The sequence below is a fragment of the Nocardioides albidus genome, from assembly GCF_006335005.1.
In the GTDB taxonomy this organism is placed as follows: Bacteria; Actinomycetota; Actinomycetes; order Propionibacteriales; family Nocardioidaceae; genus Nocardioides; species Nocardioides albidus.
The window spans coordinates 297,737-319,421 of record NZ_VDMP01000025.1; the positions used below are offsets into that span (position 1 = coordinate 297,737).

20 protein-coding genes are annotated in these 21,685 nt (G+C 68.7%); 16 read left to right on the plus strand and 4 right to left on the minus strand.

The genetic code is table 11. From position 1 onward, the window contains the following. From FHP29_RS14595 to FHP29_RS14645, 11 genes are all read left to right on the plus strand, one after another. The coding region (locus tag FHP29_RS14595; RefSeq protein ID WP_158296580.1) for a CoA transferase subunit A at positions 1-772 on the plus strand (772 nt) is incomplete at its 5' end. 62 nt (positions 773-834) lie between these two features. Continuing rightward, the gene (locus FHP29_RS14600) at positions 835-1,629 is read left to right on the plus strand and encodes a hypothetical protein (RefSeq protein ID WP_139623585.1); all 795 of its coding nucleotides are present in this window, start codon (positions 835-837) and stop codon (positions 1,627-1,629) included. Continuing rightward, positions 1,626-2,420, plus strand: coding sequence for an SDR family oxidoreductase (locus FHP29_RS14605; RefSeq protein ID WP_139623586.1), 795 nt, complete (start codon positions 1,626-1,628; stop codon positions 2,418-2,420). Before FHP29_RS14600 ends, FHP29_RS14605 begins: the two co-directional genes overlap by 4 nt. Continuing rightward, positions 2,417-3,472, plus strand: coding sequence for a phosphotransferase family protein (locus FHP29_RS14610; protein WP_139623587.1), 1,056 nt, complete (start codon positions 2,417-2,419; stop codon positions 3,470-3,472). Before FHP29_RS14605 ends, FHP29_RS14610 begins: the two co-directional genes overlap by 4 nt. Before the next feature lie 4 nt (positions 3,473-3,476). Next, the gene (locus tag FHP29_RS14615; RefSeq protein WP_139623588.1) at positions 3,477-4,706 is read left to right on the plus strand and encodes an acyl-CoA dehydrogenase family protein; all 1,230 of its coding nucleotides are present in this window, start codon (positions 3,477-3,479) and stop codon (positions 4,704-4,706) included. A 69-nt stretch (positions 4,707-4,775) separates the two neighbouring features. Next, positions 4,776-5,789 (plus strand): sugar ABC transporter substrate-binding protein, encoded by a 1,014-nt coding sequence (locus tag FHP29_RS14620; protein ID WP_139623589.1) that lies wholly within the window; start codon positions 4,776-4,778, stop codon positions 5,787-5,789. A gap of 4 nt (positions 5,790-5,793) precedes the next feature. Next, positions 5,794-7,326 carry a sugar ABC transporter ATP-binding protein gene (locus tag FHP29_RS14625; protein ID WP_158296581.1) on the plus strand — a complete coding sequence of 511 codons (1,533 nt, stop codon included), beginning with the start codon at positions 5,794-5,796 and terminating at the stop codon, positions 7,324-7,326. 1 nt (position 7,327) lies between these two features. Continuing rightward, a complete protein-coding gene (locus tag FHP29_RS14630) occupies positions 7,328-8,269 on the plus strand; it encodes an ABC transporter permease (RefSeq protein WP_139623591.1) in 942 nt (313 codons plus the stop codon). A 10-nt stretch (positions 8,270-8,279) separates the two neighbouring features. After that, complete coding sequence (locus FHP29_RS14635) at positions 8,280-8,507, plus strand: hypothetical protein (protein WP_139623592.1); 228 nt, start codon at positions 8,280-8,282, stop codon at positions 8,505-8,507. 143 nt (positions 8,508-8,650) lie between these two features. Next, positions 8,651-10,582: a PHA/PHB synthase family protein gene (locus tag FHP29_RS14640; protein ID WP_158296582.1), complete on the plus strand. Its 1,932-nt coding sequence runs from the start codon at positions 8,651-8,653 to the stop codon at positions 10,580-10,582. 76 nt (positions 10,583-10,658) lie between these two features. Further along, a complete protein-coding gene (locus FHP29_RS14645; protein ID WP_205014133.1) occupies positions 10,659-11,465 on the plus strand; it encodes an alpha/beta fold hydrolase in 807 nt (268 codons plus the stop codon). An 80-nt stretch (positions 11,466-11,545) separates the two neighbouring features. Here the strand turns inward: FHP29_RS14645 and FHP29_RS14650 are convergent, their stop codons facing one another. Beyond that, complete coding sequence (locus FHP29_RS14650; RefSeq protein ID WP_139623595.1) at positions 11,546-11,854, minus strand: hypothetical protein; 309 nt, start codon at positions 11,852-11,854, stop codon at positions 11,546-11,548. A 641-nt stretch (positions 11,855-12,495) separates the two neighbouring features. Here FHP29_RS14650 and FHP29_RS14655 point away from each other — a divergent pair. Next, entirely contained in the window at positions 12,496-13,065 is a 570-nt protein-coding gene (locus FHP29_RS14655; protein ID WP_139623596.1) for an NADPH-dependent FMN reductase, read from the plus strand. Here the strand turns inward: FHP29_RS14655 and FHP29_RS14660 are convergent. The 3 genes from FHP29_RS14660 to FHP29_RS14670 are packed head-to-tail and all read right to left on the minus strand — an operon-like array spanning position 13,062 to position 17,025. Further along, on the minus strand, positions 13,062-14,432 hold the full coding sequence (locus FHP29_RS14660) for a flavin monoamine oxidase family protein (protein ID WP_139623597.1): 1,371 nt from the start codon (positions 14,430-14,432) through the stop codon (positions 13,062-13,064). The two genes, FHP29_RS14655 and FHP29_RS14660, sit on opposite strands and share 4 nt — an antisense overlap. 5 nt (positions 14,433-14,437) lie before the next feature. Then, the gene (locus tag FHP29_RS14665; RefSeq protein WP_139623598.1) at positions 14,438-15,505 is read right to left on the minus strand and encodes an alpha/beta hydrolase; all 1,068 of its coding nucleotides are present in this window, start codon (positions 15,503-15,505) and stop codon (positions 14,438-14,440) included. Next, the gene (locus FHP29_RS14670) at positions 15,502-17,025 is read right to left on the minus strand and encodes a flavin-containing monooxygenase (protein WP_139623599.1); all 1,524 of its coding nucleotides are present in this window, start codon (positions 17,023-17,025) and stop codon (positions 15,502-15,504) included. The genes FHP29_RS14665 and FHP29_RS14670 overlap by 4 nt, the downstream gene beginning before the upstream one ends. Positions 17,026-17,164: 139 nt before the next feature. Here FHP29_RS14670 and FHP29_RS14675 point away from each other — a divergent pair, with 139 nt between their 5' ends. The 4 genes from FHP29_RS14675 to FHP29_RS14690 are packed head-to-tail and all read left to right on the plus strand — an operon-like array spanning position 17,165 to position 21,684. Beyond that, complete coding sequence (locus FHP29_RS14675; RefSeq protein ID WP_205014135.1) at positions 17,165-17,917, plus strand: hypothetical protein; 753 nt, start codon at positions 17,165-17,167, stop codon at positions 17,915-17,917. Next, a complete protein-coding gene (locus tag FHP29_RS14680; protein WP_139623600.1) occupies positions 17,910-19,289 on the plus strand; it encodes a glutamine synthetase family protein in 1,380 nt (459 codons plus the stop codon). Before FHP29_RS14675 ends, FHP29_RS14680 begins: the two co-directional genes overlap by 8 nt. Further along, positions 19,286-20,074 (plus strand): gamma-glutamyl-gamma-aminobutyrate hydrolase family protein, encoded by a 789-nt coding sequence (locus FHP29_RS14685; protein ID WP_139623601.1) that lies wholly within the window; start codon positions 19,286-19,288, stop codon positions 20,072-20,074. The genes FHP29_RS14680 and FHP29_RS14685 overlap by 4 nt, the downstream gene beginning before the upstream one ends. Then, the gene (locus tag FHP29_RS14690) at positions 20,071-21,684 is read left to right on the plus strand and encodes a class I adenylate-forming enzyme family protein (protein ID WP_205014137.1); all 1,614 of its coding nucleotides are present in this window, start codon (positions 20,071-20,073) and stop codon (positions 21,682-21,684) included. The genes FHP29_RS14685 and FHP29_RS14690 overlap by 4 nt, the downstream gene beginning before the upstream one ends. Position 21,685: the final 1 nt, after the last annotated feature.

Consider the following 21,685-nt stretch of genomic DNA (forward strand, 5'->3'; position numbering starts at 1 on the left):
GCTGGTCCGACAGGGCATCGGCGACCTCACGGTGATCGGGCACGTCAACGGTCTCGAGGTCGACCTGCTCGCTGCCGCAGGCCTGCTGCGATCCGTCGAGACGTCGTACGTCGGCCTGGAACGGTTCGGCAGGGCTCCCAACTTCAGTGCTGCATGGGAATCGGGAGCCGTCGACTTCGTCACCTTCTCCGAGCAGGTCGGCTTTGACCGGTTCCGTGCCAGCCAGGCGGGACTCAGTTTCTGGCCGGTCATCGGCATCGCGGGGAGCGACCTGGTCGACGGAAATCCGCAGATCGTGGCGGCACAATGCCCGATCACCGGGCGGCCCTACTACGCGGTCACACCGGCAGCACCCGATGTTGTGGTCATCCATGCGGGGCGTGGTGACTGTCACGGCAACATCGCCCTGCCTGCCGAGCGACAGCTCTCGCATAGCCTGGACGTCATCCTGGCCCAGGCGTGCGACACCGTCATCGTCACCGTCGAGGAGATCGTCAGTCCGGAAGTCCTGCGTGCCCGGCCCGATCTGGTCGAGATCCCGGCCTTCCAGGTCACCGCGGTCGTGGAGGCTCCTCAAGGTGCCCATCCGACCTCTGTGCTGGGCTATTACCCGGCGGACGACCCCGGCATCCAGGAGTACCTGGACGCCACCAGCAGTGGCGCGACGGCGCGGGAGGTCTGTGGCTCGACCGAGGACGACTACCGCAAGCAGCGGCACTCCGCGTCGTGGCGGAGCCAGGCCGCAACCGGACGAACGCAGGGGGACGCATGATCACGCCATCCACGTCGCCGTCGGTGCTGGGACCACCCGCGACGCTCGAGGAGCAGTTGGCCGTGCTGATCGCGTCGGAGATGCGTGACGACGACGTCGTTTTCACAGGGCTGGTGACGGGCGACCGCACGGCGCTCTTCGCTGCTGGCATCCCGCTGGCCGCAGCGGTCCTCGCGCAGAAGACCCACGCTCCCAACCTGACGGTCCTGCTGGCCGGTTGGATCGTCAACCCCGACTTGCGAGAGATGCGTCGGCCACCGGTCAGCGAGTTCGACCCTGAGCTCCTGACGCTGCCCTGCGACGCCCGCGGTCAACGGTTCCCCGGCGTCATGAACGCCCAGCGAGGAGACGTGACCCTGGGCTTCTCCAGTGCCGCCCAGATCGACCGGACCGGCGCCCTCAACACCCATCGCATCAACCTCCCCGGTGGCGGCTTCCGCGCACTGGTGGGCCCGATCCTCATCCCCGAGCACATGACGCTGTTCGGGCGCGAGATCGTCATGATGCCCCGGCACGACAAGCGCAACTTCGTCGGTCAGGTCGACTACCGCTGCGGACCGCCCCTTCCACGACAGCGTGCCGGAGCCGCCGAGTACGGGTACGGCGGGGCGGGGCCCTCCTTGGTCGTCACGCCCCGGTGTGTTCTCGACTTCGACCAAGAAGGACTGATGAAACTGCGTTCCGTCCACGCAACCTCCTCGATCGATGACGTTCTCGCGCACACCGGATTCGACCTCCGAGTCGACTCGTCGGTACCGACCACGCCCAGGCCCGACCAGGAGTACCTCGATGTGCTGCGCACCGAAGTCGACCCGTTCGGTGTCATGCTCGGCACGCAGGATCGGGGAAGCCGATGAGCAGCAGCATCACGTCTCGGCTGCCCGTCGTGACCGCGGAGAGGTTCGTCGGCAAGACCGCCATCGTCACCGGTGGTAGCCGCGGAATCGGGCTGGCTGTGGCCGAGCGGCTGGTCGCCGAGGGCGCCAATGTCGTCATCACCGGTCGTCGACCGGAGTCCCTCGACGCGGCCCTTGCCTCGATCGACCACGGGGGGCGCCTGCACGGCGTCGCGGGCCACGCCGCCGACGCCGACCACCAGGCACAGACAGTCGCCGTGGCGATGACGCGGTTCGGAGCCGTCGACCTTCTCGTCAACAATGCGGCCGTCAACCCCGTGTACGGCGACCTCGTCGGGCTGGATGCCGCCGCAGCCCAGAAGACGTTCGACGTCAACTGCATGACGGTGTTGTCCTGGACGCAGCAGGCGTATCGGGCCCACATGGGGGAGTACGGCGGCGCGATCGTCAATGTCTCGGCTGTCGCCGCCTTCCGAGCGGCACGCGGTATCGCGTTCTACGGAGCAACGAAGGCGCTCATCAACTCGCTCACCGCGAGCCTCGCGGTCGAGCTCGGCCCGACAGTGCGGGTGAACGCCGTCGCGCCGGCGGTGGTCAAGACCGACTTCGCCCGCCTCCTCTACGAGGGCCAGGAGGAGCGGATCGCGGCGGCCTACCCGTTGCAACGGCTCGGTACGTCAGCGGACGTGGCCGGACCGGTCAGCTACTTGTTGTCCGAGGACGCGTCCTGGATCACGGGACAGACGCTGGTCGTCGACGGAGGGCTCACGCTCGAGGCAGCGGGACAATGAGCGACAGGCCTGGTCCCGAGCCTGAGTGCCGTGACGTACAGGGGGTCGACCATGCACGGCTCCACGCATGGTTGGTCGAGAACGGCCTGACCGACGGGCGGACCGACGCGTCCGGGCTGACCTCGAGACTCCTGGCCGGGGGTCGTTCGAATCTCACCTATGAGATCAGCGACGGGTCCCACACCTGGGTGCTACGTCGCCCACCTCTCGGCCATGTCCTGGAGACCGCACACGACATGGGTAGGGAGTACCGCGTCCTCGAAGCGCTCCGTGGCTCGGCTGTCCCGGTGCCGCAGGCGATCAGGCTGTGCAGCACCGCCGAAGTGCTGGGAGCCCCGTTCTACTTGATGAGCTTGGTCGACGGTGTGGCGCTGCGCACGGCCGCCGAGATGGAGGAGCGCGGACCAGAGCGGACGCGCGCCATCTCGCTGGGCGTCGTCGACACGCTGGTCGCGTTGCACGCTGTGGTGCCTTCGGAGGTCGGGCTGGGGGACTTCGGCCGGCCCGAAGGCTACCTGGAACGTCAGGTCCGTCGCTGGCAGAAGCAACTGGACTCCTCGCTCAGCCGCCCCCTTCCGGCGGCCGCCGTCCTCCATCAACGGCTGCTCCGCAGAGTCCCGGTCCAGTCCGCTCCCGGCATCGTGCACGGGGACTACCGCCTGGACAACGTGCTGGTCGATGACCAGGACCGCATCGCTGCCGTCCTGGATTGGGAGATGGCCACTCTCGGTGACCCGTTGATGGACCTGGCGGTGATGGCCGTGTACGGCCGGCTGGGGCAGGAGTACACCAGTCCGGTCATCTCGGATGTCGTCAACGCGCGGGGCCATGTCAGTGAGGCGGAGGCCCTCGAGCGCTATGCCGCCGGCAGTGGTCGCGACCTGACCAACCTGTCGTTCCATCTCGGGCTGGCGGCGTTCAAGCTCGCCGTGATCCTCGAGGGGATCCACTTCCGCTACGTGCACGGACAGACCGTCGGCGACGGCTTCGAGCACATCGGCGCGGCCGTCGAACCTCTGCTCCAACTCGGACTAGACGCTATGGAGGAATGAAGAAGTGGAATTCGGATTCGACGCACGCACCGAGGAACTGCGCCATGTGCTGCTCGACTTTATGGACACCCACGTGTACCCGGCCGAACCTGTGTTCGCCGAGCAGCACGCCGCCCTCGATGATCCGTGGGCCTGGGACTCGGTGCCCGTCATCGAGGAACTGCGGGCGGAGGCGAGGAAGCGGGGCCTGTGGAACCTCTTCCTGCCGGGTGAGCACGGTGGTGGGCTGACCAACCTGCAATACGCGCCCCTCGCTGAGATCTCCGGGCGCAGCCTCGCCCTGGCGCCGCCGGCGATGAACTGTGCGGCGCCGGACACCGGCAACATGGAGGTTCTCACCCTGTTCGGCAATGAGGAGCAGAAGAAGCGCTGGCTCACTCCTCTGCTCGACGGGAAGATCCGGTCCGCCTTCGCGATGACCGAGCCGGATGTCGCCTCCTCTGACGCGACCAACATTCAGCTGAGCATCGTTCGGGACGGTGACGAATACGTCATCAACGGACGCAAGTGGTGGATCTCCGGTGCGATGAACCCACGAGCCGAGATCCTCATCGTGATGGGGAAGACCGACCCGCAGGGCGAGCGTCACCGCCAGCAGTCGATGGTCCTCGTCCCGCGGGACACCCCGGGCCTGGAGGTGGTCCGTGGCATGCACGTGCTCGGCTACGGTGACTACGAGCACGGCGGGCACGCTGAACTGCGATTCACTGACGTGCGGGTCCCGGTCGGCAACCTGATCGCGAATGAGGGCGACGGCTTCGCCATCGCGCAGGCCCGACTCGGCCCGGGCCGGATCCACCACTGCATGCGCGCGATCGGCGCCGCCGAGCGGGCCGTCGAGCTGATGTGCGCCCGCGCCGACCAGCGCGTCGCCTTCGGCAAGCCGCTGTCAGAGCAGGGAGTGATCCGAGACTGGATCGCCGAGTCGCGAGTCCGCATCGAGCAGTTGCGACTGTTGGTCCTCAAGACTGCCTGGTTGATGGACACGGTCGGCAACAAGGGTGCACATTCCGAGATCCAGGCCATCAAGATCGCGACGCCGTCGACAGTCGAGTGGATTCTCGACAAGGCCGTCCAGGTCCACGGTGCCGCCGGCCTCTCGCAGGACACGGTCCTCGCGGCCGCCTTCGCCATGAACCGCACCTTGCGCTTCGCGGATGGTCCCGACGAGGTCCACAAGAACAGTCTGGCGCGTGCTGAGCTGCGTCGTCAGGCGGAGCGAAGCGGTCGCTGACCCGAGTTGTCGGCTCCGACGTGATCTCGGAACCCACTTAATCCTGACCAGGAAGAGAGAAGGACCCCAATGAAGAGGTTGACGACCGCGGTGCTCGGGATCGCACTCCTCGCCACGGCCACCACGGCGTGCAGTGAAGGCGCAGGCGGCAGCGGCGGTGGCGATGGCAAGAAGGTCATCGGTGTCATGAGCCTGATCTCCGCCGACCAGGCCGTCTCCCGGCTCGAGGCGGCCATCAAGCGAGAAGCCAAGGAGAAGGGCTTCGAGGTCAAGATCATCGACGCCAACTACGACCCGCAGAAGGAGTACGCGGCGATCCAGACATTCGTCAGCCAGAAGGTCGACGGGATCATCAACATCGCTGGCGACAACAGCGCGCTGGCCGGTGCGTTCCGGGCAGCGAAGGCCGCGGACATCCCGGTCGTCAGCATCAACGCGGGCGACAGCGTCGAAGGCGTGTCTGTCAATCGCGCCTATCCCGACACCGACCTGGGCAAGCAGATGGCCGAGGACTTCTTCACCGGTGTCAAGGCACTGGGTGTCGCCAACCCCGTCGTCGTCGAGCAGGTGCTGCCGGAAGCGTCGCCCTGCCGGCGGCGCGAAGCCGGTTTCGACGAGGCTGCCAAGGGCCACTCGGACGTGAAGATCGTGAAGTACCACATCAACGGCACCAACGCCGCTGCTGATGCGGACACCTGGACCAAGCAATACCTGGCCGGACATGACAACGTCGTCGGCATCCTCAGCTGCTGGGATGTTCCCGCAGTTGCTGCCGCCAAGGCTGCCCAGGGTGCGGGCCGAACCCCGAAGGACTTCATCGTCGCGGGGTTCAACGGCACGACTCCCGCGATCGAGCTGCTGAACGACGCGGAATCGGTGCTGACGATGACGGCAGGCTTCGCCGGCGCCGCGCCGGGCAAGGGGGCCGTCGATGACATCGCCGACATCCTCGACGGTGGCTCGCCCGACAAGGAGCCGGACATCGAGGTCGGGGTCTTCACCAAGTCCGAGCACCCCGAGGGCGACGCCATCGAGCTCGACGTTTGGCTGCCCGAGGGCTGGCCGACGAAGTACTGGGAGTGACTCGATGAGCGGTCACGCTGCCGAGGCATCCGCGCGCGGAGCCATCGCGGTCAATGTCACGGGCCTGCGCAAGGCCTTCGGCGGCGTGACCGCTGTCGAGGTGGACGCCTGGGACCTGCTGCCGGGCGAGATCCACGCGCTCGCCGGAGAGAACGGTGCGGGGAAGAGCACTCTGTGCAAGATCCTCGCCGGGGACATAGCTCCCGACGAGGGGACCATCGAGTTCGACGGGCACTCCTACGAGGCCATCACTCCATCCGTCGCCCGGTCCCAGGGCGTCGCCCTCGTGCACCAGGAGCTGGCACTGGCGCCGTTGGTGACGGTGGCCGAGGTGGTCGCGCTCACCGGGGGCTATCCGCGTCGCTTGGGGCTGGTGGACTGGCGAAGGCTGTATCGCGAGGTCCAGACACTTCTCGACGACTGGAACCTCGGCATCTCCGCCAAGGCTCAGATCCGCTCGCTGAGCACGGCTCAACAGGTGGTTGTCAACACCCTTGCCGCGACCGTACGACAACCGCGGTTGATCATCCTCGACGAGCCGACGGCATCACTGTCCGCCGCGGAAGTCGAGCACATGCACCAGCTCGTCCGACGTCTCCGTGACGCGGGGACGACGATCGTCTACATCACCCACCGCCTGGACGAGATCTTCGAGATCTGCGATCGCGTGACCGTGATGCGCAACAGCCGTTGGATCTCGACCACGCCGACCTCGGAGCTGACCAAGCCGCAGTTGATCGAGGCGATCGCAGGCCGCCCCATCGTCAAGCGACTCTCCGACGGCGTGGCCGCGAGTGGCGGCCAGACAGCGGTGCTCGCCACCCACGACCTCTGCGTCGGGCAGCTCGGCCCGCTCAGCCTGGAGGTCCGGGCGGGTGAGGTCGTCGCGTTGGCCGGCCTTGTCGGCTCTGGTCGCACCGAGTTCATCGAGGCCATCTACGGTCTGCGACATCCCACGTCGGGGTCGGTGGAGATCCGTGGGGACAAGACTGCGATCCGTACACCGCGGCAGGCGGTCCGAGCCGGTCTCGGGCTGGTTCCCGAAGAACGTCGGGCTGCCGGTCTGGCGATGGACATGGCTGTTCGGGAGAACATGCTGCTGGGATCCATGCAGCGCTATTCCCACAAGATCACCCGCATCGTGAGCCGACGACGCCAGAAGGACGCGGTGGCCGGCATGTCGGACCAGGTGAGGCTGAAGAGCGCCAGCCTCGAGCTGCCCGTGCGCTCCCTGAGTGGCGGCAACCAGCAGAAGGTCATCTTCGGGCGCTGGATGCTCCGCTCGCCCGACGTCCTGCTGCTCGACGAACCGACGCGTGGCGTCGACGTCGGTGCCCGCGAAGACATCTTCAACCTCATTCGCTCCCTGGCGTCCCAGGGCAAGGGAATCGTGCTCGTCTCCTCGGACCTCGAGGATCTCGAAGGTCTGGCATCCAGGGCAATCGTCCTCCAGGAAGGGAAGGTCGTCGGTGAACTCCACGGAAGCGACATCACGCAAGACCGAATCCTCGAGCTCTGCTTCGCAAAGTCGGCCTGACATGGTCAACCAGATCCGCACCGCGTTGAGCCGCTTCGGAACCGTCATCGCGCTCGTTCTGCTCGTCGCCTATTTCCAGGTCAATGCCTCGAGCTTCCTCACCTCCGGCAACATCGCTGCTGTCCTCAGTCAGGCAGCAGTCCTGGTGCTGCTCGCGGGCGGCTTGACGCTGGTCCTGGTGCTGGGACAGTTCGATCTCTCGGTGGGCTGGGTCGCGACGCTTGCCGGAATGGTCTGCACCGGGCTGATGTCCGAGCACGGCGTCTCCCTTGCTCTGGCGATAGCGGCGGCACTCGGCTCCGGAGCGCTCGTGGGACTCGTCAACGGGCTGCTCGTCACGCGCCTGCAGGTCAATGCACTGCTCGCGACCCTGGCAACCAGCTCGATCATCCAGGGTCTCCTGGTCTGGTACTCGATCACCCCGTTCTCGACCGGCCTCTCGCCGAAGTTCCTCGACTTCGGATTCAAGGCTTGGGGACCACTGCCCGCTCCCGCCTTGGCTGCGGGTGTGGTGACGTTCGTCGTGTGGGTCATCCTGCAGCACACTGCTGCCGGTCGGCACATGTACGCGGTCGGGGGCAGCCCCGAGGCTGCCCGGGTCGCCGGCATCGATGTCAAGCGCATCACGGTGGGAGCCTTCGTCGCCTGCTCGACGATGGCGGCGGCCGGAGGCGTCGTCCTGGCCGGTCAGCTCGGCAGCGGCCAACCACAGGGCGCCGTCGGACTGCTCCTCGGCACCTTCGCGGCGGCCTTCCTGGGTTCCGCCACCTGGCGTGAAGGGGAGTTCCACATCGCCGGCACGGTGATCGGGGTACTCATTCTCGGGGTCGTGTTCTCGGGCCTGGGCATCATGAACACCCCGGCCTACCTGAACAACATCGTGACCGGCGGCATCCTCATTGCGGCGGTCGGTATGGCCTCGCTCCTTCGGCCCCGTTCTTGAGGTCACCCGGGTGACCGTCGAAGTCAAAGAGTCAGACAAGCCTGCGTGCGCGATCGACACGATGTCGCTGCTGACGGAAGGAAGGAGACGGCCGATGCCCGTCGTTGAGGAGACATCGCTGCCCACATCGACCTTTCCAGGGTTCGCCCACGCCGGCACGATTCCGCACAGCCCAGCGAGTTCAGAAGCGGGATTCGGCGTGGCAGCGGAGGGATTCGACAGCGGTGGCGGGCGATGAGCGCCCCATCCGGCGACGTCCCTTGGGGCGGCTCCGAGTTCGGAGCAGTTCTTCACTCACGGGCCGGAGCCGACGGGACCGGACTGTTCGCGCCAGCCGACCTCCAGCGCTGGATCGACGCGCTTTCTACCGTGCCCGGTGTCGTGTCCGAGCGCATGCGAGACCTCGCGGCGCACCTGGCTGCTGTGGCGATGGACGACGCCGAGCCACTGCCACTGGACCGTAGGTTCGCGGACCCCGCATGGACGAACAACGCCTACTTCCGCCAATTGGCGCAGAGCTATCTGGCGACCTGCCGGGCCATCCAGGGACTCCTCGACTGCGTCGACCTGGACCACCGGACGCGTGCGCGGCTGCAGTTGGCTGTCGACAACCAGCTCGCGGCGTGGGCGCCGACCAACAACCCGTTCACGAACCCAGCGGCGTGGAAGGAAGCCATCGACACGGGTGGTCGCAGTCTGCTGCAGGGCTTCGCCAACTGGGTCGGCGACCTGGCCTCGCCGACCGGGCTTCCAACGACCGTCGACCACGAAGCGTTCGAGATCGGCGTCAATATCGCCGCCACCACTGGCAAGGTCGTATGGAGCAATCGGATCTGCGAACTCATCCAGTACGCACCTCGTGCCACAGATGTGTCTGTCACGCCGTCGCTGATCGTGCCGTCGACGATCAACAAGTTCTACTCGATCGACCTCAGCCCCGAGCAGTCCGTGGTCGCCGCCCAGCTCGAACGGGGCCACCAGGTCTTCGCTCTGTCGTGGGTGAACCCCGACGAGTCGCACGCGGACTGTGGGTTCGACACCTATGTGTCCGCGATCGCCGAGGCCGTCGAGGTCACCCGGGAGATCACGGACGCACCGCAGCTGCACCTGGTCGGGATGTGCGGAGGTGGGGTGCTCGCCGCGTTGGCAGCGGCATACCTCGCAGCCGTGGATCGACAGAGCGAGCTGGCCACCCTCACCATCGCGATCGCCGTCATCGACGACGACTTCGCCGCTGCCGGCACCTCCTTCCCCGACGATGAAGCGGCCGAGGCCGCCAAAGACCGTGCTCGTGAGCTGGGCTACTTCGACGGCAACGACTCAGCGCGTTCGTTCTCCTTCATGCGCCCGATCGAAGCGATCTGGATGCCGGTCGTGAACAGTTACGTCCTGGGGCGCCGTCCGCCCGCCATCCCGTTGCTGTACTGGGCCGCGGACCAGACGAATCTCGCGACCCGTTTCGGCGTCGACATGATCGAAGCCACGGCGACCAACGCCTTGGTGCGACCTGGTGCTACGACGGTGCTCGGCGTACCCCTCGACCTTCGCGACATCACCGTCGACACCTACGTTCTCGGCGCATCCACCGACCACGTCTCGCCCTGGCAGGGCTGCTTCCGCACGACCTGTCTCCTCGGCGGCGACGTCACCTTCGTCCGGGCCACGGGAGGACACGTCACCACCGTCTCGCGACCTCCCGGAACTCCGCGGGCCCGGTATCGAACGGGTCCCGTCTCCGGCTCGGACCCGGAGTCCTGGCTCGCCGGATCCACCGAGCACGATGGAACGTGGTGGGATCACTGGAACGAGTGGACCAGCGAACGAACCCCCGCGTATCGCCCCGCGCCCCAGACGTGCGGCAGCCAGAAGCATCCGCCCCTCGCGGACGCCCCCGGCGCCTATGTGCGCCGCCGGCTCTCCGCGACGCCGCGCAGGCAACCTGCCAAGACCGACAACGCATCCGAACCCACCCGAGAGGAACAAGTCATGGCCACCTATGAGGAGCTCACCCAGCAGATCGGCGACGCGTGGATCGCCGCCTTCAAGCAGACCGAGGAGCAGATGGCCGCATGGGCCGCGCAACCGCCCGTGTCACCCGTCGCGGCGACCTCCGCCGTGTTCGAATGGCCGTATCACGAGAAGCCGGAGGCCTGGCTCGACGCGCCGCCGAGCGTCCGCGAGGCGATCGAGGCGAACTTCGCCTTGAGCAGCCGCCTGCTGGCCGCCCAACACGAGCTCACTCTGAAGTGGCTGGACCTAGCGGAGCAAGCCAGCCGCGCCGCCGGCCCGTCTGACGAGTCGGCCCCGGCCTGAGTTGCCAGTGCGACACGCTCGGGCCGGAGACCTCGATCTCGCCTACGAATCGTTCGGGGACGACTCGGATCCGCCGTTGCTGCTGATCATGGGGTTGGGGACCCAGATGGTGGCCTGGGACGACGAGTTCTGCCGGCTCCTGGCCGCCGAGCACCTGCGAGTGATCAGGTTCGACAATCGCGACATCGGCCTCTCCAGCCACCTCACCGCCTTGGGTGTGCCTGACCTCGAGGCGGCCGCAGAGGGGAAGTCCTTCGAACCGCCCTACCGACTGGCGGACATGGCGGGCGATGTCGTCGGCCTGCTCGACGCGCTCGGTCTGCAGGCGGCACATGTTGTAGGGGCCTCGATGGGCGGAATGATCGCGCAGGAGCTGGTGATTGCCCACCCCTCACGAGTGCTCAGCCTCACCTCGATCATGTCCACCCCGGCACCAGAGATCGGCGTGCCGACCGAAGCGGCGATGGCGGCACTGTTCACACCACCCGGGACAGACCTGCCCTCAGCCGTCGCTCGAGCGATCAAGGTCCAGCGCGTGATCGGGTCACCGGGATACCCGCTCGACGAGGAGGCGCTCGCCGCGAGGGTAAAGGTGGCGTGGGAACGCAGCGAGGGCGATGCCGAGGGTGTCGTCCGGCAGATGGTGTGCATCATGGGCTCGCCCGATCGCCGGCCCGGCCTGTCGCGAACCACCGTACCCACTCTGGTGCTCCATGGGGAAGACGATCCGTTGGTCACCCTCGAAGGCGGCGAGGCCACGGCGGAGGTGGTACCCGGCGCTAGGCTCGTGGTCTTTGCCGGGATGGGCCACAACCTGCCGGTGCAACTGTGGCCGAGCATCATCGCGGAGATATCGGACCACGTTCGAGGCGTTGTGGTCTGAGGCTGCCGATCAGCTCGGCGTGCCCGTCGTGGGCCACATCCGGAGAACCCTCCAGTCGCGAGGTGAGACCCTTCCTCCCGCTAGCGCCGTCCCGTGACTGGAGTCCACGACACGTTCTCGCGAAGGATGCCCTTGAGCAGCTTGCCCCTGGGTTGCGGGGGAGTGGCCGCAGTGACGGCGACGAACTGCGGGACCTTGAAGTCGGCGAGCATCGTTCGACAGTGCGAGATCACGACATCAACGTCGAGGCTCTGGTCCCCGGCGAACAACACCGCTCCGACCTTCTCGCCCATGACGTCGTCGGCGTGATCGGACCCGAGCGGAGCGCCGAGGAAGGCGTGCTGGAAGCGGCGCAGTCCGCCCCGCTCACCAACGCGATCGTCCGCCAACTGGTCGACGCAACCCGAAGTCCGACGGATCGCGCCTCTGGGCCACCGTGGTCGGCAGCTGCGAGGCTGGATCAACTGAACACTGGCTGGTGCATCCCCGGGGGGAGCACACGCTCGAGGAAACGGGAGGCAACCGGGCGTCGGTGCTGATCAGCCGGCCGCTGCGAGGAAGGCGCGCAGGTGGGCGCCCACCTGGTCGGCGCACTGCTCCATGGCCGGGATCGTCGCGCCCTCGAGCCGGGCGGGCGTTACCGACGACGCACCGGTCAGCCCAGCGACGATCTGCGGGACGCGGGGGCGAACGGATCGTCGGTCGGCTCGAGCACCAGCGTGGGGCAGCGGACCCGCCCGATGCGCTCCTCCATCACGTAGCGCTCGCACGCTCGGTGAACCTCGGCCGGGTCTACCCCGGGCGCAAGGGCGTCGCGGATGAACCTGTTCAGCAGGTCCGGGCGGCCGTCAGGGTAGTAGGGCCGACGCTGCCGCCACAGCTCGACGAGGTGAGCGCCGCAACTACACGAGCTGCACCCTGCCGGGGGGCGTCTGAGCGTCGGGGGTCTTCCGCGCGGGGTCCGGGTGGTGCAAGTCTCAAGGCACGTCCGGCGACCCGCGCCGGCGCACCTTCGTGAGGAGCCGCATCCATGAGCACGTACCAGGTCGGTTACTTCGTCGGCAGCCTGTCCTCGACCTCGATCAACCGGGTCCTGGCCCAGGCCCTGATCAACCTGGCGCCGGCGGACCTCGAGTTCACCGAGATCCCGATCGGGACCCTGCCGCTCTACAGCCCGGACTTCGACGCCGACTACCCGCCCGAGGCCCGTGCCCTCAAGGACGCCATCGCCGCGTCGGACGCCGTCCTGTTCATCACACCGGAGTACAACCGGTCGATCCCCGGCGCGCTGAAGAACGCCATCGACTGGGCCTCGCGGCCGTGGGGCCAGAACTCCTTCGACCACGTGCCGGCCGGGGTCATCGGCGCCTCGGTCGGCCAGATCGGGACGGCCGTCGCCCAGCAGAGCCTGCGCGGTGTGCTCAGCTTCTGCAACGCGCGCCAGATGACCGCGCCCGAGGCCTACATCCACTTCGACCCCGACGCGTACGTCGACGGGCAGGTCACCGACGAGGGGACGGCCGACTTCCTGCGCGGCTACATCAGCGAGTTCCGCGACCACGTCGAGCGCGTGCTGACCGTGCTGCCCCGCAACGCCTAATTGGGCATCAGGCTGGCGAGAACCCGCTGCGCCGCCTGTTCGCCCGACGCGGCGGCGTCGGCGAGCGAGGGCATGTCGAGCTGGTAGTCGCCGGCGAGGTGCACGGGGCCGAGGTTGTGCTTGAGGGTCTCCAGGGAGGCGCGGCCACCCGGTCCCCAGAACGGCACCACCCGTGGGTGCCGGCGCAGGATGCCGGCGTCGACCTTGCCCTCGAGCTCCGGGTAGACGTCGAGCAGGTCGGCGGTGAACCGGGCGACGATCTCCTCGTCGGTGAGCTCGAAGAGCCGGTCGGCCTCGCCGCCGCCGGCGAAGCAGGCCAGCGCGCCGCCGGGCTTGCGGACGCCGCCGCGGCGTACGGCCGCCGCGTGGTTGAAGATCGCCTGGAAGGACCGGCCCGGCGTCGATACCGCGAGGTGGTCGTCCCAGCGCTGAGGCACGCCGTCCTCGTGGGTGAAGAAGCCGACCACGACGTACCGGCCGTAGCGGATGGCCTCGAGGGCCGTCCGGTACTCGGCCGGTAGGCCGGGCATGATCCGCACCGCGATGTCGGCCGGTACGGCGACGATCGCGCGGTAGGCCCGGATCCGGACCGGTCCGTCGGCGTCCCGGTAGTCGACGACGACGCCGTCGGCGGTCCACCGCACGGAGCTGACCGGAGAGCTGAGCCGGATCCGGTCGCCCAGGTCCTCGGCCAGGATGTCGGTGAGGGTCTGGTTGCCGCCCTGGGGAAGGGTCAGGTTCGGCACCTTCTCGGGGTCGGTCAGCAGGATGCCCATCGAGAAGACGAACTGCCGGGCGGCCGTCTCCTCCGGCTCGCAGCCCATCCACTGCCCGGACCAGGAGCGGACCATCTCGTGGGTGAGCTCGGAGCTGACGCCACGGAGCACGAAGTCGGCGCGGCGACGGTCGAGCTTCGCGCGGACGCGGTTCGCCCAGCGGTTGTCCTCGCTCATCTCCAGGAAGGGCACGTTGGCCAGGATCCGGGAGCCGACGAGGGCCAGGCCGAACCGGTCGCGCCAGGTCATCTTGGACTTGAACATCAGGGCGAACGGGTTCGACGTGTCGACCTGCTCGCCGCTGAGGTGGAGGGCCACCGACTTGCCTTCGAGGGTCCCCATCGGGACCTGGTGCCGGTGCAGCGCGTCGATCAGGGGGCCGGTGCCCTCGGTGAACTGCGTGCCGACGTTGATCCAGTAGTCGCCTCGGCGGACGGTGTCGACGCGCCCCCCGGCCCGGTCGCTGGCCTCGAGGACCACGACGTCGCGCTCGGCGAGCGTGGTCGCCGCCATCAGCCCGGCCATGCCGGCGCCGATGACGACGATCTCGTGGGTCTCCTCGCGGACGTCGGTGCGGTGTGAGGTGGGCATGGTGGTCAGCTCGCCTTGGTGACGGAGGGGGCGTGGTCGGTGCGGTCCAGGGCCTGGGCGACCGAGGCGACGAGCCGCTCGGTCGCCGCCCGGCAGCTCGGGCTGATCGCGGTGTAGGAGATGTAGCCGTGGACCAGGCCGGCCTCGAGGTCGACCTGTGCCGCGACGCCCGCCTCGAGGAGGGCCGTCGCGTAGGCGAGCCCGTCGTCGTGGAGGGGGTCGAAGCCGGCGAGGTTGACGATCGCGGGAGGCAGCCCGGCGAGCGACGACGCGCGGTAGGGGGAGACCCGCGGGTCCGCGACGTCGGTCCCGGAGGGGAGGTAGTTCTCGACGAACCAGGCGACCTGCTTGGCCGAGAGGGCGGGCGAGGAGACGAACTCGTCCTGCGAGGGGCGGTGCTCCACGAGGTCGGTGACCGGCTGGATCAGCACCTGGAGGATCGGCTGCACGGCCTCCCCCCGCACCTGCTGGCACAGCACGGCGGCGATGTTGCCGCCGGCACTCTCGCCGGACACGACGATCCGGTGCGGGTCCACGCCCCACGCAGCGGCGTGCTCGACGACGTACCGCCAGGCGGCGAGTGCGTCGTCCTGCGGCGCCGGGAAGGGGTGCTCCGGAGCGAGGCGGTACTCGACCGACACGACGTCGGCGCCGGTGCCGTGGGCGAGCATGCGCACGGGGGCGGTGTAGCTCGCGCGGCTGCCGATGACGAATCCGCCGCCGTGGAAGAAGAGGACCAGGCCACGCTCGGGCGTGCCGTTGCTGTAGCGGGTGGCGAGAACGCCGTCCCCGATCTCGATCTCCTCCTCGACCGCGCACGGTGCGACGCGGGCCGCGAAGAGGGCCAGATCCCGCTCCGTCGTCGCGCGCGCTTCCGCCGGCGTGAGGTCGCTGTAGTCCGGGCCGGACTCGCCGAGCTTCATCAGGAGCGCGACGTCGGGCGCCATCGTGTCGCCGGCCGTGTTGGTCGCGGGCCGGGCGAGCAGCCGCTGCAGTCCGGCGGGCAACCGGCTGAGCGCGACCAGGAGGGCGCGTTGGAGCCGCTGACCGAGGGTGAACTCCGCGGCGCTCATGACGCGGCCTCGACGCTGACCAGGTGCGGAGCCTCGACGGCCCGCTTCGAGAACTGCAGGTCGCGGTGGATCAGGCGTCCCTTGAAGAGTCGGTTGTCCTTCACGAAGGTCGTGTGCATCCGCCACGGCTTGCCCGCGCCCTGGCGCGGCAGCTCCGCCTGGGCACGCTGCATGTAGCCGGCAGAGAGGTCGAAGAGGCTCTGGGTGGCCATCCCCTCCGGCGCGACGGGCAGCGCGGTGTCGTAGCCCTTGCGGTCCATCTCGCGGATCACGTCGGCGACGAGGCGGGTGACGTTCCTGATCCGCAGGGTCCAGGTCGCCTTGGTGAAGCCGAGCATCATCGCCCAGTTGGGCACGCCGGACATGAGGGCGCCGTGGTACAGAACCGTGTCGGCCACGTCCACGGGCGTGCCGTCCACGGTCGGCTTGATGCCGCCGAGCATCTGCATGACGAGACCGGTCGCGGTGACGATGACATCGGCCTCGAGCGTCCGCCCGGACTTCAGCTGGATGCCGTCGGAGGTGAAGCGCTCGATCTGGTCGGTCACGACGTCCGCATTGCCCTCGCGGATCGCCTCGAAGAAGTCACCGTCGGGGGTGGCGCACAGGCGCTGGTCCCAGGGGCTGTACGGCGGCGCGAAGTGGGTGTCCACGTCGAAGCCGGCCGGCAGCTCCTTGGCGGTCATGCTGCGCAGGAGCTTGCGTCCGAAGTTCGGGAAGCGGCAGAGCACGGTGACGATGAAGTGGTCGCGCCAGATGTTCTTGAGCCGCGTGGCGGAGTAGCCGAGCTTGACGCCGAGGACCTTCATGAGGAGCTGGGCGACCTTGTCGACCCGGGGCATCGACGCGACATAGCTCGGGGTGCGCTGGAGCATGGTGACGTGCGCGGCCGCGCCCTCGCCGGCCAGCATCGCGGGGAGCAGCGTCACGGCGGTCGCGCCGCTGCCGATGATGACCACGCGCTTCCCGCTGTGGTCGTAGTCCTCGGGCCAGTGCTGCGGGTGGAGGATGTCGCCCTCGAAGTCGTCACGGCCCTCGAAGTAGGGCTCGAACCCCTCGTCGTACTTGTAGTAGCCGGTGCCGCTGAAGACGAACCTCGTCCGGATGGTCTTGCGGGTCTCGTTGCCCGCTTCGTCGGTCACGGCCACGTGCAGTGTCCACCGCGCGTCGTCGCTGGACCAGTCGGCCGCGGTGACGCGGTGGCGCAGCCGCAGGATTTCGTCGAGTCCGAAGTCGTTGACCGTCTCGACCATGTAGTCACGGATGTAGGCGCCGTCCGCGATGGCCTCCTTGTGCATCCACGGCTTGAACGCGTAGCCGTAGGTGTGCACGGAGTCGTCAGACCGGATGCCGGGGTAGCGGAACAGGTCCCACGTGCCGCCGACCGCGTCGCGGCCCTCGAGCAGGAGGACCTTCTTGTCGGGGAAGTCGGTCGTCAGGTACGTCGCCGCGCCGATGCCGGAGAGCCCGGCGCCGATGACGACGATGTCGGCCGTCTCCGTCGTGTGGTCGTGGTTCATGTCAGCCTCCGGAGTTGGTCATTTGATTGAGTCTGTTGGCTAAGTGTGTGGCAGGGATCACCTCCCGTCAAGGGGTCGCCTCGATCCGGATCTGGTTCGGTCGGGGTGGTTGACAACGTGACGTGGAGCACTCACCATCATGGTCAGACGATCTAGTCATCTGACTAACTCAGGTCGCAGACCGGAGAGAGGACCGAGCAATGAGCGCAACCACGACGATCGCCGCGCCGGCCACACGCCAAGAGCTGTCGCGCGTCGCGATCGAGGACGACGCGACCCCCTGGTCCGTCTGATCGGACGGACCCTGCGGGACGCGATCGAGGGTGGCCACGCCCTCGGCGTCCTCGCCGACCCGCAGGGCAACGACGGCTTCGACGGCGGGACCCGGGCAGGCGCGTCGGTCGCCGTCCGCTCCCACGACACCCCGCAGGCGGCGACCCTCACCTTCGGCGACGGGACCGTCGCGGTGAGTGGCGGGGTCCGCACCGCGGTGGACGCGACCGTGGTCGTCGACCTCCATGGCCGGTTCGCACCCGTACAGGAGCCCACCGGCGATGCCGCGCTCGCCGCGGCCGTCCTCCGCGTGCTGAGTCCGCCGGTCCCCCACTGGCGTGCGGCGGCTGCCCGGTTCTGGGAGGGGACCCGCACGATCACGGGCATCCCGGACGTTCTCGTCGTCGCCGCCGAGACCGAGGGCGGCGTCGAGCACGCCCGCTTCGGCGACGGCGAGAGCCACTACGTCGTCGCCGGCCCGGCCGACGTCCTCGCCGGCGTCTTCAGCGGCGCCGACGACTTCCTCGAGTCGCTGGCCGCCGGGGTGCGGGTCCAGGGCTCGCTGTCGCAACTGTCGGTCATGACGGCCGCCTCCTGGAAGGTCCGCTTCGATGTCTGAGACCGGCACCATCAGCAGCACCATCAGCAGCACCATCGGCAGCACCGCCCGCAGGGCCGTGCGCCTCGAGGCCACGAACCACGAGGGCAGTCTGCTGGGCAAGAACGTCTCGCCCGAGAAGTTTGCCTCCGGCAAGGAGTCGGGCTTCGCCTTCGCCGACATCCTGTTCGCGATCGACCTCAACAACGAGATCGTCCTGGGCGACGCCTTCCCCGAGTGGCGGGGCAACCTCTACGACATCGCGATGATCCCGGACCTGTCCACCCTCGTGGAGTGGAAGCCAGGCCTCGACTCAGTGATCGGCGACTATTGGCTCAAGGACGGCAGCCCCGTCCCGATCTGCCCGCGCAACCTCGTCAAGCGGCTCGTGGCCCGACTCGCTGAGCACGGCTACACGGCCACCACTGCCGTCGAGATCGAGGCCACGCTGTTCGAGGAGTCGGTCCAGGAGGCCCGCAGGAGGTGCTATCGCGACCTCACTCCGCTCGGTGGCAGCACCGGCTCGACGTACCATCTCGCCCGGTCCAGCGACTGGATCGACTACATGGAGGCCGTGGTCGAGCGACTCGAGCAGCTCGGCATCCCCTGGGAGGCGTGGACCGACGAGGCCGCCCCCGGCCAGACCGAGCTCAACCTGGCCCCGATCGATCCCGTCGCGCTCTGCGACAACTGGGCGCGCACCCGCCAGATCATGCGTGAGGTGGGCAACGCGCTGGGCCACACCGTCTCGTTCATGGCCAAGCCGACCGCCGGGTTCGGCCAGGGAGCCCACATCAACATCTCGCTCCAGCGCGACGGCGTGAACCAGTACTACGCCGAGGACGGCCTCTCCGAGCTGATGCGGCACAGCGTCGGCGGGCTGCTCGCCACCATGGCCGGCAACACGTCGATCGCGATGCCGCAGATCACGTCGTACCGGCGACTCGTCGACCTCACCGGGCCGCCGACCACCGTGAGCTGGGGCGTCAACAACAAGACGGCAGCGGTGCGCGCGATCACCGGCCACCCGAAGTACTCCCGGCTGGAGTACCGACTGCCCGGCGCCGACGTCAATCCCTACCTGGCGTTGGCGGGCGTCCTCGCCGGCGTGCTCGCGGGGATCGAGCGGCGGATCGAGCCGCCGGAGCAGGTCACCGACATGGCGTGGGGGCTGCCCGACAGCGCCGGCGTGCCCCGGATCCCCGACACGATGTCGAGGGCCTGGGTCGCGCTCGACGCCGACCCGCTGCTGCGCGAGTACCTCGGCGACGAGTTCGTCGACTTCTGGGTCGCGTCGCGTCGCTGGGAGTGGATGGAGTTCCACACCAAGGGTGGCGACCCGTTCGCCGAGCTCTCCGAGTGGGAGTCCACCCGCTACTTCGAGTTCCCGTGAGCGCGCGGAGTGAGGCCGGCGTCCGCCGGCCGCTGGTCGGCATCACCGGACGCCGCTTCCGGTTGTCCCTCGTCCATGGCTCCGACGAGAGGTACGGCGACCGGTGCATGGACACCGCGATGGCGGACTTCGCGACGCGGGTCGCCGAGGCTGGCGGACTGCCGGTGCACCTGTCCTACGACACCGACCCCGCCGATGTCTGCGCCTGGCTGTCGGGGGTCGTCATCACCGGCGGCCAGGACTTGCATCCCGCCTGCTGGGGCGGGGATCCGTCGGTGGTGCGGGGCATCGACCCGCGGACGGACCCGATGGTCCACGACCCCGAGCGCGACGCCTACGAGATCGCGCTCGTGCGGGCCGCGCTGGACCGGGGCATCCCGGTGCTCGGCGTGTGCCGCGGCATGCAGGTCCTCAACGTCGCCCTCGGCGGCAGCCTCGTCGCAGACCTGCCCGCCGGACCGGTGAGCCATCTGTCCGAGGAGTGTGCGCCCACCGACGGGACCGTCGACCACCTCGTGTCCTTCGAACCGGGGTCGATCGCTGCCGGCCTCTTCGACGGTGACGTGGTGACCAACTCCTGGCATCACCAGGCCGTCGACCGCTGCGGCGTGGGCGTCGTCGTGACCGGCCGCACCGCGGACGGCGTCGTCGAGGCGATCGAGGTGCCCGGTCGCCCCGTCCTCGGCGTCCAGTGGCACCCGGAGTGGATGAAGAGCACCGACCCGACGTTGACCTGGGTCGTCCGCGCGGCGGCCCGATTGCTCGAACAGAGGAGTGACTCGTGACCACCGACCTGACCCACCAGCCTGCCGTCGCCGCCGAGCGGATGGGCGACGAGCCCACCGTGCCGACCCTGACCGGACTGCTCGCGCAGCGGGCGCAGGACGCGGGCGACCGTGAGTTCCTGCGCTTCGGCGAGTGGTCCTGGACCTTCGCCGAGGTCGACGCGTGGACGTCTCGGCTGGCGCACCGGCTGATCGACGTCGACGGCGTCCGGCCGGGCGACCGGGTCGCCATCATGCTGCCCAACGTCGTGCACTGGCCGGTCGTCTGGCTCGCCGCGCTCAAGGCCGGTGCGGTCGTCGTACCGGTCAACTGCGGATATCGGCGGGCAGACCTGGCGTTCGTGCTCCGCGACTCCGGCGCCCGCGTCGTCGTGACCGACGCCGAGCGAGCCGGGCTCGTCGCCGAGGTGACGACCGAGGACGGGCTCGACGAGATCCAGATCGTCGACATCGCCGACGACGGCTCCGAGCCCTTCCCGGACACCGCTCCGGCGATCGCGTCCGCGGCCGGGACCGAGTCCCTGGCGAACCTGCAGTACACCTCCGGCACCACCGGGTTCCCGAAGGCGTGCATGCTCAGCCACGGCTACTGGACCCGGCTGGGCTGGACCTGTGCGGCGGCCACCGGCCTCGGCGACGACGACGTGCTGTTGACCACGCAGCCGTTCTCCTACATGGATCCCCAGTGGAACACCGCGCTGGCCCTGACGATCGGGGCTCCGCTGGTGGTCCTCCCGCGCTTCTCCGCCTCGACCTTCATGGCCGACGTACGGCGTCACCGGGCTACCTTCTTCTACGTGCTCGGCTCGATGCCGACCCTGCTGTTCAAGCAGCCGCCGAGCGACGACGACCGCGACAACGACGTCCGGATGGTGCTCTGCTCGGGCATCCCCGTCGCCCTCCACGCCCTGCTGGAGGAGCGCTGGGGCGCGCCGTGGCGCGAGGTCTACGGGATGACCGAGTCAGGCATCGACCTGATCAGCCCGTTCGAGGACACCACGGCCGTCGGGAGCGGCAGTCTCGGCCGACCGGTGCCGACCAAGCAGGTCCGCGTCGTCGACCCCGCCGACCCGGACCATGCCGAAGTGGCCCCCGGCGAGCCGGGCGAGCTGGTCACGTCGGGCGTGCCGATGATGGACGGCTACTGGAACCGCCCCGACGCCACCGACGAGACGCTGCGGGACGGCTGGCTGCACACCGGCGACCTCGTCGTACGACGCCCCGACGGGGGGATCCAGCTCGTCGGGCGGATCAAGGACATGGTCCGCCGCGGCGGCGAGAACGTCGCCTGCGTGGAGGTGGAGGCCGCTCTGGAGCGGGACGTCCGCGTCACCGCGTCCGCAGTCGTCGCCGAGCCGGACGAGGTCCTCGGCGAGGAGGTCAAGGCGTTCATCCAACTGGCGGCCGGTGTTCCGGCCGAGCGGGAGACGGCGCAGAGCATCCTCGAGCGGGCCGGCGCGCAGCTCGCGCGGTTCAAGGTGCCGCGCTACGTCGAGTTCGTCGCGGACCTGCCCCGCACCCCGTCCGAGCGGGTCGCCAAGCCCGCGCTCAAGGCCCGGGCTGCCGCCCAGCCCGGCATCACTCACGACTTCGCCCGACAGAGGAGCTGAT

Excerpts from the sequence above, each read along its gene's own strand:
- FHP29_RS14620 (WP_139623589.1), top strand. The coding sequence starts at position 4,776 with ATGAAGAGGTTGACGACCGCGGTGCTCGGGATCGCACTCCTCGCCACG.
- FHP29_RS14680 (WP_139623600.1), top strand. The coding sequence starts at position 17,910 with ATGTCTGAGACCGGCACCATCAGCAGCACCATCAGCAGCACCATCGGC.
- FHP29_RS14655 (WP_139623596.1), top strand. The coding sequence starts at position 12,496 with ATGAGCACGTACCAGGTCGGTTACTTCGTCGGCAGCCTGTCCTCGACC.
- FHP29_RS14625 (WP_158296581.1), top strand. The coding sequence starts at position 5,794 with ATGAGCGGTCACGCTGCCGAGGCATCCGCGCGCGGAGCCATCGCGGTC.
- FHP29_RS14675 (WP_205014135.1), top strand. The coding sequence starts at position 17,165 with ATGGTCAGACGATCTAGTCATCTGACTAACTCAGGTCGCAGACCGGAG.
- FHP29_RS14610 (WP_139623587.1), top strand. The coding sequence starts at position 2,417 with ATGAGCGACAGGCCTGGTCCCGAGCCTGAGTGCCGTGACGTACAGGGG.
- FHP29_RS14660 (WP_139623597.1), bottom strand. The coding sequence starts at position 14,432 with ATGCCCACCTCACACCGCACCGACGTCCGCGAGGAGACCCACGAGATC.
- FHP29_RS14605 (WP_139623586.1), top strand. The coding sequence starts at position 1,626 with ATGAGCAGCAGCATCACGTCTCGGCTGCCCGTCGTGACCGCGGAGAGG.
- FHP29_RS14670 (WP_139623599.1), bottom strand. The coding sequence starts at position 17,025 with ATGAACCACGACCACACGACGGAGACGGCCGACATCGTCGTCATCGGC.
- FHP29_RS14630 (WP_139623591.1), top strand. The coding sequence starts at position 7,328 with ATGGTCAACCAGATCCGCACCGCGTTGAGCCGCTTCGGAACCGTCATC.
- FHP29_RS14665 (WP_139623598.1), bottom strand. The coding sequence starts at position 15,505 with ATGAGCGCCGCGGAGTTCACCCTCGGTCAGCGGCTCCAACGCGCCCTC.